We start from the raw sequence: 15,801 nt of genomic DNA, 5'->3' as shown, positions 1-15,801 counted from the left end.
GTTGCCTATAAAAAAGCACAAAAAAGCCCACGCGTATCGCGCAGGCTAGTTTTTATACCCATTCGCATAATTTGCGCATTGGTATGATAAGTCAATACACTTATTTAAGCGGGTGTTAAATTACTTTCATAGTCAAAGTTAATTTTCTTATCTTTAACTGATACTTTAACAGTACCGCCATCAACCAGTTCACCAAAGAGTATTTCGTTAGCCAATGGCTTTTTAAGCTCATCTTGAATAACACGTGCCATTGGACGTGCACCCATTGCTTTATCGTAGCCTTTATCTGCTAACCACTCTCGGGCCTTAGAGGTCAGCTCAAGGTTAACTGACTTCTTATCTAACTGTGCTTGCAACTCAACTACAAATTTATCGACCACTTGCAAGATAACGTCTTTTTCAAGGTGGTTAAACCAAATAATATTATCTAAGCGGTTTCTAAATTCAGGTGAAAATACCTTGTTAATTTCACTCATTGCATCGTGCGTATGATCTTGCTCGGTAAAGCCAATCGATTTACGTGTGGTTTCTTGCACGCCGGCATTGGTTGTCATAACCACCACCACGTTTCTAAAGTCGGCTTTACGACCATTGTTATCGGTTAACGTACCGTGATCCATTACTTGCAGTAGTATGTTGTAAATATCTGGATGGGCTTTTTCAATTTCATCCAATAATACAACTGCATGCGGGTTTTTAATAACGGCTTCGGTAAGTAAACCACCTTGTTCAAAACCAACATACCCAGGAGGCGCACCAATTAAACGGCTTACTGCATGGCGCTCAACATACTCTGACATATCAAAGCGAATAAACTCAACACCCATACATTTAGCGAGCTGTTTTGTAACCTCGGTTTTACCTACACCCGTTGGCCCAGCAAATAAGAACGAGCCTACTGGCTTATCTTCGTTTGCAAGCCCCGAGCGAGATAAACGAATCGCAGATGTTAGCGCGTCGATAGACTGATCTTGCCCAAACACTAACATTTTAAGATTACGATCAAGATTTTTAAGCGTTTCTTTATCGGTCGATGACACGCTTTGAGCTGGAATACGCGCCATTTTAGCAATAATCGATTCAATATCTGATACACCAATGGTTTTTTTGCGTTTAGAGCTTGGCTGCAAACGTTGGTTGGCACCGGCTTCATCTATTACATCAATGGCTTTATCAGGTAAATGACGCTCATTAATGTATTTAGCACTTAGTTCAGCAGCTGCTTTTAATGCTTTTTGCGTGTAACGAATACCATGGTGTTCTTCATAACGCTCTTTTAAACCATTTAAAATTTTAGTGGTATCGGCCACACTTGGTTCAAGTACATCAATTTTTTGGAAACGACGCACTAACGCACGGTCTTTTTCAAAAATATTTTTATACTCATTGTAAGTAGTTGAGCCCATACAACGTAACTGCCCGCTTGAAAGCAGCGGTTTAAGTAAGTTAGAGGCATCCATAACACCACCCGATGCAGCACCTGCACCAATAATAGTGTGTATTTCATCAATAAATAAAATTGAATTAGGTTTTGCTTGCAGCTCTTTTAATAAGCTCTTAAAGCGTTTTTCAAAGTCGCCGCGGTACTTAGTACCGGCAAGCAATGCGCCCATATCAAGCGAGTAAACAACAGCATCGGCAATCACTTCAGGCACTTGTTCATTAACAATGCGGTACGCAAGGCCCTCTGCAATAGCTGTTTTACCTACCCCAGCTTCACCAACGAGCAGTGGGTTATTCTTTTTACGGCGACATAAAACCTGCACGGTGCGCTCTACTTCGCTGTCGCGCCCTACTAATGGGTCAATGTTACCGTCTTTGGCTTGGGCATTTAAATTAGTGGTAAAGCTATCTAACTTACTTGCCTCTTCGTTTTGAACCTCTTGTACTTCTTCATGAATATCGTCAGTGTCATCTCCTAACTCATCATCCGTTTTAGAAATACCATGAGAAATAAAATTCACTATATCTAAGCGAGAAATATCGCTTTTCTTAAGTAAATAAACCGCTTGGCTTTCTTGTTCAGAAAAAATAGCAACGAGCACGTTAACGCCTGTAACTTCGTTTTTACCAGATGATTGAACATGAAAAACCGCACGTTGAAGCACGCGCTGAAAGCCCAGTGTTGGTTGGGTTTCGCGTTCTTCTTCTAAATCGGGAATAACCGGTGTGGTTTCGTCTATGAATTCTAATAGTTCGGTTTTTAAACCAGAAATATCAACACCGCAGGCGTTTAGCGCTTCGCCTGCTGAAGGGTTATCTAAAAGCGCAAGTAAAAGGTGTTCTACCGTCATAAACTCATGGCGGCGTGTACGCGCTTCACGAAACGCGGCATTTAACGTTAGTTCTAAGTCTTTGTTTAGCATTGGCAACCCCTTACTGAGATAATTATTTTATACCACAACAATGAGATGATTGATCACCTAATTGGTATTTATTCCTGCTCACAACTACAAAGCAGTGGATGCTCGTTATCCCGTGCATAACGGTTAACTTGTTCCGCTTTGGTATGGGCTACATCGGCGCTAAATACACCGCATATCCCTTTACCTTTTTCGTGAACTTGTAGCATCACATCAGTTGCTCTATCGCTATCCATATTGAAAAACGTCATTAAAACTTCTATTACAAAGTCCATTGGCGTGTAGTCGTCGTTATTTAAAACAACTTTGTATTTTCGCGGTGGCTGCAGCTTTTGCTTTTCACTATCGCGAACTGTGTCGATGACACCTGAATCTTTCATACCACTCATAATTAAATATAGTCTTGTCTTTAGAACTCAAGCAAACTTGAATAAAAAATAAATTAAATGTTAAAAAAATACCACAAAACACTTGACTGACTGGCCAAATAAACTACAGTCAGAAGTAGATTGATTAATCCTTAGTCAGTCTAGCAAATTATACGGTTTAGAATAACTAAATTAGTCAACTTATAGAAGGATGTAGAAGTATGGCTTGTGGTAAAGTCAAATGGTTCAACAACGCCAAAGGTTTTGGTTTCATCGTAGAAGACGGCTGCGAGAATGATATTTTCGCTCATTACTCAACGATTGTAATGGACGGTTATAAGACACTTAAAGCTGGTCAGGATGTAACATTCGAGCTAGAACAAGGCCCTAAGGGCTTACACGCTAAAAACATTGCGCCTAACGGCGACATTTTAGAGTGATCAAAAATTTGTTCGACTAAAGCGAGCGACCTAATTTAGATCCTCGCTTAATTCCCCCACTTACCATTCAACTCTCTTCTTATTACTAAATTGCTCCTGTACACGCTAAATTCAACCCTTTTCCTTGATTTTATTTTATATACCCCAATGTTCTAACAGTTACCTGCTAATTAAGGCTGTTCAAAAGCGCAAGCGCTAGCCCTTTTTAAACAAGCTTGTTACACTCTTGTTGCTAAATTACGCGGTTACATTTTAGCTTATGCTTTTACGCGGCTAAAATACGTGTACTTTGCAACCTATAAAAATCAGTTAGTCAGGTGTGACTATTCTGCCTTTTGGCATATTAAGAGTACCGACACCTAACAAACTGCTTGTTAACGCAACCATGCGCTAATGAGTTTCTTTGCATTGTTGAATACGGCCACTGCGGCCTACTATCTAGGAATGATGATGACATCAAAAATTATCTACACTAAAACGGACGAAGCTCCGGCGCTAGCAACCTACTCGTTGCTACCAATTATCCAAGCCTATACAAATGCGGCAGGTGTTGAAGTTGAAACTCGCGATATCTCATTAGCAGGTCGTGTAATTGCAAACTTCGCTGATTACCTTACTGAAGAGCAACGCATCGGCGATGCGCTTGCAGAGCTTGGCGAACTTGCAAAAACACCAGAAGCAAACATCATCAAATTACCAAACATCAGTGCGTCTGTACCGCAATTACGCGCTGTCATTAAAGAGCTTCAAGAAAAAGGCTACGCACTCCCAGAGTACCCAGCTGAGCCTAAAAATGATGAAGAAGCTAAAATTAAAGCAACTTACGACAAAATCAAAGGCAGTGCTGTAAACCCAGTATTGCGTGAAGGTAATTCAGATCGTCGTGCACCAGGTTCTGTTAAAGAATATGCCCGCAATAACCCTCATTCAATGGGTGCGTGGAGCAAAGACTCACAATCATACGTTGCAAGCATGAGCGAAGGTGACTTCTTTGGTTCTGAGCAATCTGTAACTGTTGATGCAGCAACTGATGTACGTATTGAGCACGTAGCGACTAATGGCGATGTGACTGTACTTAAACAAAGCACGCCGCTAATTGCTGGAGAAGTAATTGATGCATCGCGCATAAGCGCAGCTAAACTACAAGCGTTTTTAGCAGCAGAAATTGATGCAGCTAAAGAAAAAGGCGTATTATTTTCGCTTCACATGAAAGCGACAATGATGAAAGTATCTGACCCTATTATTTTTGGTCATGCGGTAAAAGTTTTCTACAAAGACGTATTTGCTAAACACGGCGAGCTTTTTGAAGAGCTAGGTGTTGATGTAAATAACGGTTTAGGCGACGTTTATTCTAAAATTCAAACATTAGATGATGCTAAGCGCGAAGAAATTGAAGCAGACATTCAAGCGGTTTACGCTGAGCGTCCTGCTATTGCAATGGTTGATTCTGACCGTGGTATTACTAACTTACACGTTCCAAGCGATGTGATCATTGATGCGTCTATGCCTGCTGCTATTCGTTCAAGCGGTCAAATGTGGAACAACGACGGTAAACTACAAGACACTAGCTTTGTGATCCCAGATCGTAGCTACTCAAGCGTTTACCAAGCTACAATTGATTTTTGTAAAGAAAACGGCGCGTTCGATCCTACCACTATGGGTAGCGTACCAAACGTAGGCCTAATGGCTCAAAAAGCAGAAGAATACGGTTCTCACGATAAAACGTTTGAAGCAAAAGCGGATGGTTCTATTCGTGTTGTTGATGCAAATGGCACAACATTACTTGAGCACACTGTTGAGCAAGGCGATATTTGGAGAATGTGTCAGGTTAAAGACGCACCAATCCAAGATTGGGTTAAGCTTGCTGTAAACCGCGCACGTGCGACGGGCGTACCTGCTATTTTCTGGTTAGATGAAAACCGTGCTCACGATGCAGAGCTTATTAAAAAGGTAAACAAATACTTACCAGATCACGATACTGATGGCCTAGACATTCAAATTTTAGCACCGCTTGAAGCAACTTTATTCTCATTAGCGCGTATTAAAGAAGGTAAAGACACTATCTCTGTAACGGGTAACGTATTACGTGACTACCTAACAGATTTATTCCCAATTTTAGAGCTGGGTACCAGTGCTAAAATGCTTTCTATTGTGCCACTAATGAACGGTGGTGGCTTATTTGAAACTGGCGCAGGTGGTTCAGCACCTAAGCATGTTCAACAGTTCGAAAAAGAAAACCACTTACGTTGGGATTCGTTAGGCGAGTTTTTAGCACTAGCGGCTTCGCTTGAGCACCTAAGCGTGAATACAGGCAACAAAAAAGCACAAGTACTTGCTGATACGCTAGATAAAGCAACAGGTACGTTCTTAGCTGAAAACAAGTCGCCTTCACGTAAAGTAAAAGAGATTGATAACCGTGGTTCTCACTTCTTCTTATCTTTATTCTGGGCACAAGAGCTGGCTAAGCAAGACGAAGACAGCGAGCTTAAAGCGCAATTTACACAAATTGCGAGCGATTTAGAAACGCAAAAAGAGCAAATCGTAAGCGAGCTTAACGATGCGCAAGGTCCTTCAATGGATATTGGTGGTTACTTCCAACCAAACGATGATGCAGCGTTTAAAGCAATGCGCCCAAGTGCAACGTTTAACGAAATTTTATCTAAATTAGTATAATTTTAGATTAAATTAAAAAACCGCTTACGTTTAAAGTAAGCGGATTTTTTGTGTCTTTATTTTATATAAAAAGGCCGCTACTTTAACTTTAAAGTAGCGGCCTTTAATAATTAACCTGAATTTTGGATAATTAAAGCTATATTAATTATTTTGTATATGCTCGCGGCATAGATGACTCAGTGGTATAGCGCTCACGCAGTTTATCTTGGCGCGACTGCGTAGATACTTCTTCACCGTTAATAATCATTTTACTTACATGGCTACTTAGCTCAAATGGATCGTTACTCCATACAACCACATCGGCAGCTTTACCTACTTCAAGGCTACCTGCATTTATGCCAAATACGTCGGCTACATTGGATGTAACAGCATTAAGTGCGCCTTGCTGGCTCATGCCGTACGAAACTGCATTACCGGCATCAAATCGAAGTTGATAAATATTATGGCTGGCATCCCCGCCCACAGTTAAAATAACTTTTACCCCAGCTTTTTCAAGCGCGGCTGCGTTATCTAAACTGGCATGTAAAGAGTCAAAGCTTGAAGGTAAGCTATCCATAGCACTCATAATTACTGGTACTTGCGCTTTAGCAATCTGCTCTTTAACAACAACAGCATCTTGTGCACCATTGAGCACTAAATTAATACCAAATTGCTCTTTAACTTTAAGTAGCTCAATAATATCAGCCGCACGAGATACGCCCACTACAAGTGGCATATCGCCGCTAAGTACTTTAACCATTACTTTATCTTCAGTACTTGGGGTGCTGTCGTCGTCTTTTTTAGGCTTTTTAGCTGCTTTTGTTTGGTGCTCTTCAAGCTTATTAATTAGCGTTTGCAATGTAAATGCGCGCGAGCCCTTACTGCGCTCACCTAAATAAACCACTAATGCAGCTTGTTTTTGTATGTCGCCTTGTAAATCACCGCTTAAATCAACCACACTTGCTAAGCCCGAAAAAATACTATCGCCACCATGCGGGGTAATTACATCGCGGGTTACACCGCCTTTACGTGCATACGGGATAAGGCTTGAGTGAGCGTTATAAGCAAGGCTTACATCAAAATCAATGCCTGCTTTTTCTTCGCCTGCATCGCGTGAGCCTGCAACTGCACTTACTTCCACTAAGCCAAGTTGATTAATGCTAGCAATAAAACCTGGGGTTACAATTTGCCCATTTGCATCAATAACTTTATCTGCTTGTACTTGCTGTGGATTAATAGCGGTAATTTTACCGTTATCCATAACAATGCTGGCGTTTTCTAAAACACCTTGCTCGGTTGCCGTATGCAGCGTGGCATTAATAATTGCAAGCGATTGTGCATTAGCTGCACCTGAGGCTAATAGTCCGGCAGCAACCAGAGATAGCGAAAACGAACGTGATAAATTTTTCATTCTGGGCTCCTTATTGTTGACCTAACATAAAATCACTTTGTGCTTGAAATGCGCTATCGTTTCTATCGTAAACTTTTGCGCCATCAATAAATACTTGTTCAGCTTTTGCGTAAACGCTAAATGGGTTTTGGTTCCAAATAACCACATCGCCTTGCTTACCTGCTTCAAGCGAACCAGTTTTATCTTCAATACCTAATGATTTAGCCGCGTTTGAGGTGATCCACTTAATCGCGTGCTGCTCCGAAATATCAAACCCATTTTCGTTTGCACGGTACATTACTTTACCCGCTTCTTGGTTTAAGCGCTGAATAGTGGTGTCTGAGTCAGAATGTACAATGGCGCACGAATTTTTTACCGCATCAACAATAGCTACGTTTTCTTGAACCATGTCGTAGGCTTCCATTTTAAAGCCCCACCAATCTGGCCAAAGTGCAGCACACGAGCCATTTTCAGCCAATAAATCTGCAATTTTATAAGCTTCTACACCGTGATGGAACGTACCTGCGTGATAGCCAAATTCTTTTGAAAGGTCGATCATCATCGCCATTTCTTCAGCTTTATAACAGTGGTTATGAATTAACACTTCACCTTCAATTACCGCGCGAAGAGTATCGTGCTTAATATCGCGAACTGGTGCTTCTGGGTTTAAACCTGCTTCGTAATCGGCGTCGTACTTATCCCATGCACGTTTGTACTCTTGTGCTTCTGCCCATGCCATACGGTAACCAGCCATGTTACCCATACGGGTTGAAGGCAAAGTACCTTGGCGACCATATACGCGTTTTGGGTTTTCACCACAGGCCATTTTTAAGCCATTAGGCGCATCAGGGAATTTCATTGCTTGCATGGTATGCGCAGGAATGTTTTTAAGTGTTACGCCACGGCCACCAAATAAGTTAGCTGAGCCTGGTAAAATTTGTAGTGAAGTAATACCGCCTTCGCGCGCGCGGTTAAAGCCAGGATCTTGAGGCCATACCGAATGCTCTACCCACACCTCAGCAGTATTTGGGCTGGTCATTTCGTTTCCGTCTTGATGAGACTCAACCGATGGGCTTGGGTAAGCACCTAAGTGAGAATGTACGTCAATAATACCTGGGGTAACCCATTTGCCCTGTGCATCAATGGTTGCATCTGCATTGGCCGATAAGTCTTTACCTACTTGTTGTACTTTACCATCAACAAGTAACACATCGGCGTCATCTAAGCGCTCGCCAGTGCCAGTAAGTACTGTTGCATTGGTAATTAATGTGCTTTTACTTGCAAGCGGTGTGTAGGTGCTTGGGTATGGGTTTTTATTAATGGTGATTTTTGCATCTTGTGGGCCGTTTTCTTGGCAGCCAACAAGGGCAGCAGCTAAACCAACTGCTAACAATGAGGGAGCAAATTTTTGCATGTTGTTAGGTTCTCCTGTTTTTTTGCTACTTTAGCTAAAGCGGCGTCATAAAGCTAAAAAAACAGGTAAAAAAGCGATTAAATGAGTTAAACGGCTGTAATTATTTTTTTATATAATTGTTATACAGCTTTTCAAGTGCGCTTTCGGTAGTAAGCGATGGGTCTTTGTTTATAAAGTGTTTTACGGTGCGAGTTACAAAGTCTGAGTTTTGCTTATGTTGCTTAGCAAAATCCTTAATTAATGTATTACCATCGCTTGCTGCTGTCACTTTATCATGGCGATGACGGTACTGGCTAAGTGCCCTATTAAAGTCGCCGTTATAATCCTCTACCAATATTTTATAAAAGTCACTTTTTTGAACTTTAAGTACGTTAATACAGTAATTTAACGCGTCTTTAAAGTCGGTAAAAGCGCTTCCTTCTACATCAAACTCTTTAGTTTTTTCGCGTACGGTCACGCGGGCTTCTTCGGTGGCATATGTAAAGCCTGTAAACGCTAAACGCTCAGATGCCTCTTTACCTAATTTCATACCCGCTTGAATGCTGTGCGCAAATTCGTCACTCATTTCGCTTAATTCGTTTTCTTCCCACATGTTATAAACACGCAGCGCCTTAGCGTACTTATTAGAGAGCTTTTTTTTAAGTTTTGTAAAACGCTCATCTATCGTCATTAGCCTTTCATTATGTAATAAGGCATGGCACTCATAACACGCGGCAATAGAGACAAAGTCGGCCTCTTCGCCTAAATCAATAATGCTCTGTAGCATATGTAACGGCGGGCAATGATCGCGCTCTGTGGCTTCGCATCCACAATAAAAACATTGATTAAAATGCTTGTGCTCGCAGGCATACGCTTGCTGGTAATAGCTGGCTAACGTTTTGCTCACTGGTGCTCCTAAAAATTAAGCGCGTAAATAATGGGGGCGATAATAGCAGGCTGAGAGAATATGTCAGTAGCTATAAAATAATTTTGCCTAAGTGTGTCAAAAAACATATTTATTAGGGCATAAATTCAGTCACCTAGCTTAAGTGTGTATTTTTAAACATACCTGCTTACACCTTGTTGCGTTTGGTTAACAGCTTTTTAGTTTAAATCGCTCAATAATAAAGCTGAACCACAAACAATGAGGACTAATTATGAACACGTTAAAAGCTACTTTATGCACAACTATGGTACTAGGCGCAACTTTACTAATTGCAAAACCAGCATTAGCCACCCAATTTGTCGCGGCCGATTCATCGCCAGGTACACAGGCTTGTATGGCTGTTGCAGCTAATAAATCGTACGCAGTACGTAAAGCGTCACGCGATTTAAATATAAGCAAAGCGGTAATGAGCAAAAAGCTGCACTGTAATAACTTATCAATGGGCGACTTTGTTACTTTGTATAACCTTGATAAAAGCGCAAATTATTTAAATATTGATACCAGTACTCGCACATCAATTAAAGATTTAGCTAAATCGTACAACCCAGAAAAAGTAATCATCACAGGGCCAAAATAGTATGGCGTTAACACAAAATTAAGCCTGCTTTGTAAGCAGGCTTAGTTTATTAAATAATGGCCGCAATTAAGCCAAATAAACCGCCAAACACACCGCCCCATACTACTAGCCAACCTAAATGCTCACGTATCATAGTTTGCATAATGTCTTTAACCATTTTTGGGGTGAGTTCATTTAAACGCTCATCAACTAATTTAAGTACCGTAGCATGTAAGCTTTGTGCGCTATTCCCTTGCGATAACGTATCGCTTACTAGCGCTTTAAAATCGTCTGTTTGGCTAATTTGCGCAAGTGATAGCTGCATTTTTTCAATAAACTTTTCTCGCATTGGCTCTATAGCCGCTGTGCCACCAAACATACCTAACATACTGCCAAACTGTGATTGCTCTATTACTTGAAGTAGGTTGTCGAATGCAGGGTTTAAATCAACCTTAGTAATAATGCCTTCAAAGTCGATATTAGGTTGCGCTTTGCTAAGTAGGTTATTAATTTTTTGCTCAGAGAAAAACTCAGTCAAAATTAAATTACGAATAGCCACTTTAAAGCTTTCAAATTTTAGAGCAATAACACCCGAGCCGTATAACAAAGGCACTTTTTCAAATAACATATGAACAGCCAATAAGTTTGTGACGGCACCAGATAGCGCAAATAACCCCACCGATAACACAATAGCGTGGTTAAAAAAGTAGCCTATAACTACGCACAAGACAGCGAGCAAATTGGTGATAAAACTTTTGTTCATTGTTACTCCATTAGCATTTTTTATATCGTTAATTTTACAACGATTAGTTTGTTAAATTAATACTTTTTTGCCATAGTTTAAGTATCTGTTTAAAAGGCGAGCAATTGATATGTGGAAAACAGTAAACGAGCACATTAGCCAAGCCATTCATTATGACTTTAAACATACTTACAAACGTCAGCTGCAAAGTACAAATACCGATAAACTCTATCAACTCACCGATGGAAAGCACAATTACCTGGTTAAAATTGCCCTTAAAAGCGAACTAGATCGTCTAGAAAGCGAAGCGATAGGACTTAAGCAGCTCACCCAAAATAGTGTTTTTATGGTGCCCGACTGCATTGTAACAGGTGCTAATATTGAATTTTCGTTTATTGTACTTGAATGGTTAGTACTTGATAAACAGCCCCACACGCATTGGCACGATATGGGTAAACAACTGGCTATGCTGCACCAAAAGCACGACCAAGCAATGTTTGGCTTTGATGTAGATAATTACCTAGCCACTACCGTGCAACCAAACCAATGGCATAAAAAATGGGACTTATTTTACGCAGAAGAGCGCATAGGTTGGCAACTGCAACTATTAGCCGAAAAAGGCATTCAGCTTGTAGAGCCTGAGCTATTAATTAATTTGGTAAAAGAGCAATTGCACAGCCATATTGTGGAGCCCTCTTTAGTACATGGCGACTTTTGGCGAGGAAATATGGGCTTTATTAAAAATGTACCGACCTTATTTAATCCCGCATGTTATTACGGAGACCGCGAGGTAGATATTGCAATGAGCGAGCTATTTGCCCCCTTACCTGATGATTTTTATAACGCCTATAACGCGCAATACCCATTAAGCGAAAACTATAAAAAGCGCAAAGCAATATACCAACTTTACCCTATTTTAAATCACGCAAATATATTTGCAGGGCACTATCTTACTCAGGCTAAGCAGCATATTGATGAGCTGCTATCGCTTTAAATAATAACGCCTTATAAGGCGTAAAATAACTGTCATAATCGTTGCTTCAGCACTATATTTAAAAAGGATGTTATTTAGGCTCAATACCTTGTTGTTTAGTTCAGTTTTGAGCCATCAAGTTGTTGCTAGTATAACTGCACAACTTAATTAATGCGTATCAACAAGTTAATTCTTACCTTGGTACTATTGGAGTGATTATGAAAGATTTTTTATCACAACGTATCACGTGTCCACACTGTGGCAACCACATACACCTAGACATTGACGCAAGTATGGGGGATCAAGACTACGTAGAAGAATGCAGTGCCTGTTGTAACCCTATTCATTTAAACATGCACATAGACCATGCTCATAAAAAATTAGAGTTACACATAGACAGCGACGATGAACAAATTTTTTAGCCTTGGTGGCGTAAGTAATTTTCTACCGTGTTAATAATGGTATAAGTTTGCTGATCAACTTCTATATTTAGTTCATCACCCACTTGAGCGTTACCTAAATTTGTAATGGCCAGCGTTTCGGGGATCAGGTGTAACCAAAAACCCTGCTCGTCAATTTCGCCCACGGTTAAACTTGCGCCATTTATCGCTACAAAGCCTTTGTACAAAACATACTTTTGCCATTTAGTAGGTAAGCTTAACTGAATTTTACAGTTATTTTGTTGCTTAACTATTTGCCCGATTTGGGCAGTGCAGTGAATATGCCCCGATACAATATGCCCACCTAATTCAGTACCAAAGGTTACTGAGCGCTCATAATTAACTAAGCTACCTAATGCAAGCTTGCCTAAATTCGTTAGTAATAGTGTTTCATCAATTACATCAAAATGTACTTGTGCCACTACATCGTGGTTACTTAATTCAACTTTAACCACCGTTAAACAACAGCCATTAATTGCAATGCTCGCACCTAAATCTAAATGTTTAACGTATTCATCACCTACCGATACAACCAAACGTAGAACCCCTTCGGTATGCGTGGTAGATACAACAGTAGCTTGAGTTTGAACGATTCCTGTAAACATAAAATCACTTAAAATTATTACAAAGTGCTAGTTTAACGTATCAACTCGTAAAATCATTCACTACAGTGATTTTTATTTGAAACACAATCGATTACAATTGCGCCCTGTTTTATCAAATAGCTGTTTTTATGACCTTTAGTAGCTGGGAAGCCAAACGTTTAATCACCCTTGCCGTACCTGTATTTTTAGCACAAGTAACACTCGTTTTAATGTCAGTGGTCGACACCATTATGGCAGGCCAAGTAAGCCCAACAGATTTGGCTGCGCTGTCGATTGCAACCGGTATATGGAACCCGTTATTACTGGCGCTGCAAGGTATTTTGCTCGCGTTAACTGGTATTATTGCCCAATTTGCGGGCGCTAACGATAAAAAAGGTATTAGCCATTATTTTCAGCAAGCTCTTTATTTAACCGCTATTTTAAGCGCAATTGGTTTTGGTATAGCCAACCTAGCCGATATAGTGATTTTAAAACTCGATACAACCCCCGCTATCGCAAGCCTTGCGTACGACTATATCCATTTTGTGAAATGGGGAGCCTTTGGTTTTTTAATTTTTACCGTTTATCGAAATATGACCGAAGGTATGGGGATGACAAAACCCGCTTTTTATATCAGCTTGCTGGGCCTTGGCGTTAATATTCCGGCTAACTATATTTTTATAAATGGTTTATTTGGCTTACCAGCCTACGGCGGCGCTGGTTGTGGCATTGCTACGGCATTGGTACTGACTGTAATGGCTGTTGCACAAGTAACGTATTGCCAGTTTAGTAAAAAAATCGATGCAAAAGCCCTGCTGGCAAATTTTGAAAAGCCCAATATTAAAACCATTGGGGTTATTACAAAATTAGGTATACCTATTTCGTTGGCCACCTTTTTTGAAATTACGCTATTTGCGTGTATACCTTTATTTATTGCACACTTAGGTGCTGTTGCAGTGTCGGGTCATCAAATTGCGGGAAGCGTGACCGCGTTATTATTTATGATGCCACTGAGCTTATCTATCGCCATTAGTATTCGTATTGGAAATTTATTTGGTCAAAACCATTTAAGCCAATTAAAAACTGCTATATCAACCAGCTACATATTAGCCATTGCTATAGCGTTATTTTTAGCTTTTATAACCTTTATTGGCCGCGATTTAATAAGCCAACTTTACACCGACAGCCCAGCCGTTATTGCATTAGCGACCTCAATTATGATTTTGGCATGTATTTATCAAATACCTGATGCACTTCAAGTCGCTGCGAACGGCATTTTAAGAGGTTTAAAACACACGCAGCCTATATCGTATATAACGTTTATATCTTACTGGTTAATCGGTTTTGCTTTAGGCTACGTATTGGGAAGAACAGATTTAATTGTGCCCGCCATGGGGCCGCACGGTTTTTGGATAGGTATTATTTTTGGTTTAACCGTTGCTGCTGTATGGCTTATGTTCACCGTTAATAAGCGATTAAAGCAGGCGCCATTTGTATAAAAATGCACGAACATTAATACCAAGCAAAACATGGTTAAGTTGTTTATTAGCTGTGTGTTGCGCCGTGCTTGCTGGGTGTTCAAAAGCGCCCAGCAACACTTATCAAACATACATAGCACGCTTAAGTAATCCCCTTGAAACCCAAGCCCCCGGTTTAAGTAAACCTGAAGCAATTAGCCCGCTTTTACCCCCTAACACGCTTTTAAACTCCGCCACCATTAGCTTGATTGAACTTGCCAGCTTAAGCCATTGTAAGCTCAGCTTACTTATTAGTGAGCACAACAATCAGCTAGGTAAAACAGCCGGACATGCCGGTGTTTTAAAGTATCAAATAGAGTTTGTGCAAAATGCACAGCAGTGCTTAAGCACGCTTGAGCCTAACTCATCAGTTTATAAAACCTTGTTAAAAGCAAAAACACATAAAGAGCAAACACTAAACCACTACTTTAATTTAATGTTGTATAACGAATTTGAGCTAAAAAACACGTGGCAAGCTAGCAGCGCAGAGCTTTCTGTCTCGCCGGCAGGGTTTAGCGACACGGTAGCGGCCATGCAGCAGCTTGCACTCATAAAACAACACATACTCAATAAACATTACTTAAAAATTAACTCCGCAGACATTTTTAACGCGTTAGAGCAGCTTAATAAGTACCGTTTTAACCAATTACTCATTTATTCTGCACGGCTGCAAATAGCGTTTAATAATTCAGCCACGCAATTTATTGAATCAAAATCCATTGATGAAATATGCCCAGCAGGAAAAAATAAAAAAGTAGCCACTATCGTCAATAACGTGTTTCAAAAGTATTTCCTTAAAGAAATACAGCCTTATCAGGCTAATTTAGCAGGCTACCTTGAAACACTTTTACCTTTGTATAACCAACTGTGGTTTAACCAAGCCATAACAAATAAGCAAATAAATACTTTGATAGCGCTTGATTCACAAAACAATCTACTAAACCAGCTTAAAGGCTCAGCCAAAAAACACGTTACCTGGTGGCAAAACTTTTATAAAACGTGTGAAATCAGCCCAATATGAATAAAAAAACGGCAAATAAACGTAAAAGCAACAAACTTGCTTGATTCACCACTCACCACGCTATATATTAGCGGCCGCTGATAATTAAATTTATCGCATCTTAATTAGGTAATACGACCGTAGCTCAGTTGGTTAGAGCGCTACCTTGACATGGTAGAGGTCGGTGGTTCGAATCCACTCGGTCGTACCAAATTTATTCTTCCCTTTGAATAAATATAATTAAGATACTATTTGTACGACTGTAGCTCAGTTGGTTAGAGCGCTACCTTGACATGGTAGAGGTCGGTGGTTCGAATCCACTCAGTCGTACCAAAACTATTCTCCCCTCTGAATAAATATAATTAAGATACTATATGTACGAATGTAGCTCAGTTGGTTAGCGCGCTACCTACTCTCTATGCCCACGCCGAAATCGC

14 protein-coding genes and 2 tRNA genes are annotated in these 15,801 nt (G+C 40.4%); 9 read left to right on the top strand and 7 right to left on the bottom strand.

What is annotated here, in order from left to right:
• Positions 1–104: 104 nt before the first annotated feature.
• Both clpA and clpS read right to left on the bottom strand, forming a co-directional pair.
• Positions 105–2,366: an ATP-dependent Clp protease ATP-binding subunit ClpA gene (gene clpA / locus PAT01_RS16485; RefSeq protein WP_004586753.1), complete on the bottom strand. Its 2,262-nt coding sequence runs from the start codon at positions 2,364–2,366 to the stop codon at positions 105–107.
• A gap of 68 nt (positions 2,367–2,434) precedes the next feature.
• Positions 2,435–2,743 carry an ATP-dependent Clp protease adapter ClpS gene (gene clpS, locus PAT01_RS16480; protein ID WP_004586754.1) on the bottom strand — a complete coding sequence of 103 codons (309 nt, stop codon included), beginning with the start codon at positions 2,741–2,743 and terminating at the stop codon, positions 2,435–2,437.
• Between the two features lie 209 nt (positions 2,744–2,952).
• Between clpS and cspD the strand changes: the two genes are divergently transcribed.
• Together cspD and PAT01_RS16470 are read left to right on the top strand one after the other, a co-directional pair.
• The gene (gene cspD / locus PAT01_RS16475) at positions 2,953–3,171 is read left to right on the top strand and encodes a cold shock domain-containing protein CspD (protein ID WP_004586755.1); all 219 of its coding nucleotides are present in this window, start codon (positions 2,953–2,955) and stop codon (positions 3,169–3,171) included.
• 450 nt (positions 3,172–3,621) lie between these two features.
• Positions 3,622–5,844: an NADP-dependent isocitrate dehydrogenase gene (locus PAT01_RS16470; RefSeq protein WP_055253781.1), complete on the top strand. Its 2,223-nt coding sequence runs from the start codon at positions 3,622–3,624 to the stop codon at positions 5,842–5,844.
• Between the two features lie 145 nt (positions 5,845–5,989).
• Here PAT01_RS16470 and PAT01_RS16465 read toward each other — a convergent pair whose 3' ends face one another.
• The 3 genes from PAT01_RS16465 to PAT01_RS16455 all read right to left on the bottom strand — a co-directional run bounded on the left by PAT01_RS16465 (position 5,990) and on the right by PAT01_RS16455 (position 9,513).
• A complete protein-coding gene (locus tag PAT01_RS16465) occupies positions 5,990–7,234 on the bottom strand; it encodes an amidohydrolase family protein (protein WP_024033483.1) in 1,245 nt (414 codons plus the stop codon).
• Positions 7,235–7,244: 10 nt separating this feature from the next.
• Positions 7,245–8,627: an amidohydrolase gene (locus tag PAT01_RS16460; RefSeq protein ID WP_004586758.1), complete on the bottom strand. Its 1,383-nt coding sequence runs from the start codon at positions 8,625–8,627 to the stop codon at positions 7,245–7,247.
• A gap of 100 nt (positions 8,628–8,727) precedes the next feature.
• A complete protein-coding gene (locus tag PAT01_RS16455; RefSeq protein ID WP_154945845.1) occupies positions 8,728–9,513 on the bottom strand; it encodes a hypothetical protein in 786 nt (261 codons plus the stop codon).
• Between the two features lie 250 nt (positions 9,514–9,763).
• Here PAT01_RS16455 and PAT01_RS16450 point away from each other — a divergent pair, with 250 nt between their 5' ends.
• On the top strand, positions 9,764–10,129 hold the full coding sequence (locus tag PAT01_RS16450) for a DUF3718 domain-containing protein (RefSeq protein WP_154945844.1): 366 nt from the start codon (positions 9,764–9,766) through the stop codon (positions 10,127–10,129).
• A 49-nt stretch (positions 10,130–10,178) separates the two neighbouring features.
• Here PAT01_RS16450 and PAT01_RS16445 read toward each other — a convergent pair whose 3' ends face one another.
• Positions 10,179–10,871, bottom strand: a complete 693-nt coding sequence (locus PAT01_RS16445; RefSeq protein ID WP_154945843.1) for a DUF445 domain-containing protein — start codon at positions 10,869–10,871, stop codon at positions 10,179–10,181.
• A 109-nt stretch (positions 10,872–10,980) separates the two neighbouring features.
• Between PAT01_RS16445 and PAT01_RS16440 the strand changes: the two genes are divergently transcribed.
• Both PAT01_RS16440 and PAT01_RS16435 read left to right on the top strand, forming a co-directional pair.
• Entirely contained in the window at positions 10,981–11,844 is an 864-nt protein-coding gene (locus tag PAT01_RS16440) for a fructosamine kinase family protein (protein ID WP_004586762.1), read from the top strand.
• 197 nt (positions 11,845–12,041) lie between these two features.
• Positions 12,042–12,245, top strand: coding sequence for a CPXCG motif-containing cysteine-rich protein (locus PAT01_RS16435; protein ID WP_004586763.1), 204 nt, complete (start codon positions 12,042–12,044; stop codon positions 12,243–12,245).
• On the opposite strand, the gene PAT01_RS16430 is transcribed toward PAT01_RS16435, so the two are convergent.
• On the bottom strand, positions 12,242–12,868 hold the full coding sequence (locus PAT01_RS16430) for a riboflavin synthase (protein WP_024033478.1): 627 nt from the start codon (positions 12,866–12,868) through the stop codon (positions 12,242–12,244). The genes PAT01_RS16435 and PAT01_RS16430 overlap by 4 nt on opposite strands.
• Before the next feature lie 128 nt (positions 12,869–12,996).
• Here PAT01_RS16430 and PAT01_RS16425 point away from each other — a divergent pair, with 128 nt between their 5' ends.
• The 4 genes from PAT01_RS16425 to PAT01_RS16410 all read left to right on the top strand — a co-directional run bounded on the left by PAT01_RS16425 (position 12,997) and on the right by PAT01_RS16410 (position 15,697).
• Entirely contained in the window at positions 12,997–14,346 is a 1,350-nt protein-coding gene (locus PAT01_RS16425) for an MATE family efflux transporter (RefSeq protein ID WP_096041608.1), read from the top strand.
• Complete coding sequence (locus tag PAT01_RS16420; RefSeq protein WP_064385084.1) at positions 14,339–15,385, top strand: DUF3080 family protein; 1,047 nt, start codon at positions 14,339–14,341, stop codon at positions 15,383–15,385. Before PAT01_RS16425 ends, PAT01_RS16420 begins: the two co-directional genes overlap by 8 nt.
• A gap of 113 nt (positions 15,386–15,498) precedes the next feature.
• Positions 15,499–15,575, top strand: a tRNA-Val gene (locus tag PAT01_RS16415).
• Between the two features lie 45 nt (positions 15,576–15,620).
• A tRNA-Val gene (locus PAT01_RS16410) sits at positions 15,621–15,697 on the top strand.
• Positions 15,698–15,801 lie beyond the last annotated feature (104 nt).

It is taken from the genome of Pseudoalteromonas atlantica (assembly GCA_007988745.1).
GTDB lineage: Bacteria > Pseudomonadota > Gammaproteobacteria > Enterobacterales > Alteromonadaceae > Pseudoalteromonas > Pseudoalteromonas atlantica.
The sequence above is the reverse complement of the archived record's forward strand: the minus strand, read 5'-3'. Positions and strand labels throughout refer to the sequence as shown.

What these genes read in the sequence shown, in the direction of transcription:
- PAT01_RS16460 (WP_004586758.1), bottom strand. Translation starts at nt 8,627, where the DNA reads ATGCAAAAATTTGCTCCCTCATTGTTAGCAGTTGGTTTAGCTGCTGCC.
- clpA (WP_004586753.1), bottom strand. Translation starts at nt 2,366, where the DNA reads ATGCTAAACAAAGACTTAGAACTAACGTTAAATGCCGCGTTTCGTGAA.
- PAT01_RS16470 (WP_055253781.1), top strand. Translation starts at nt 3,622, where the DNA reads ATGACATCAAAAATTATCTACACTAAAACGGACGAAGCTCCGGCGCTA.
- PAT01_RS16430 (WP_024033478.1), bottom strand. Translation starts at nt 12,868, where the DNA reads ATGTTTACAGGAATCGTTCAAACTCAAGCTACTGTTGTATCTACCACG.
- PAT01_RS16450 (WP_154945844.1), top strand. Translation starts at nt 9,764, where the DNA reads ATGAACACGTTAAAAGCTACTTTATGCACAACTATGGTACTAGGCGCA.
- PAT01_RS16465 (WP_024033483.1), bottom strand. Translation starts at nt 7,234, where the DNA reads ATGAAAAATTTATCACGTTCGTTTTCGCTATCTCTGGTTGCTGCCGGA.
- clpS (WP_004586754.1), bottom strand. Translation starts at nt 2,743, where the DNA reads ATGAAAGATTCAGGTGTCATCGACACAGTTCGCGATAGTGAAAAGCAA.
- cspD (WP_004586755.1), top strand. Translation starts at nt 2,953, where the DNA reads ATGGCTTGTGGTAAAGTCAAATGGTTCAACAACGCCAAAGGTTTTGGT.
- PAT01_RS16445 (WP_154945843.1), bottom strand. Translation starts at nt 10,871, where the DNA reads ATGAACAAAAGTTTTATCACCAATTTGCTCGCTGTCTTGTGCGTAGTT.
- PAT01_RS16440 (WP_004586762.1), top strand. Translation starts at nt 10,981, where the DNA reads ATGTGGAAAACAGTAAACGAGCACATTAGCCAAGCCATTCATTATGAC.
- PAT01_RS16425 (WP_096041608.1), top strand. Translation starts at nt 12,997, where the DNA reads ATGACCTTTAGTAGCTGGGAAGCCAAACGTTTAATCACCCTTGCCGTA.
- PAT01_RS16435 (WP_004586763.1), top strand. Translation starts at nt 12,042, where the DNA reads ATGAAAGATTTTTTATCACAACGTATCACGTGTCCACACTGTGGCAAC.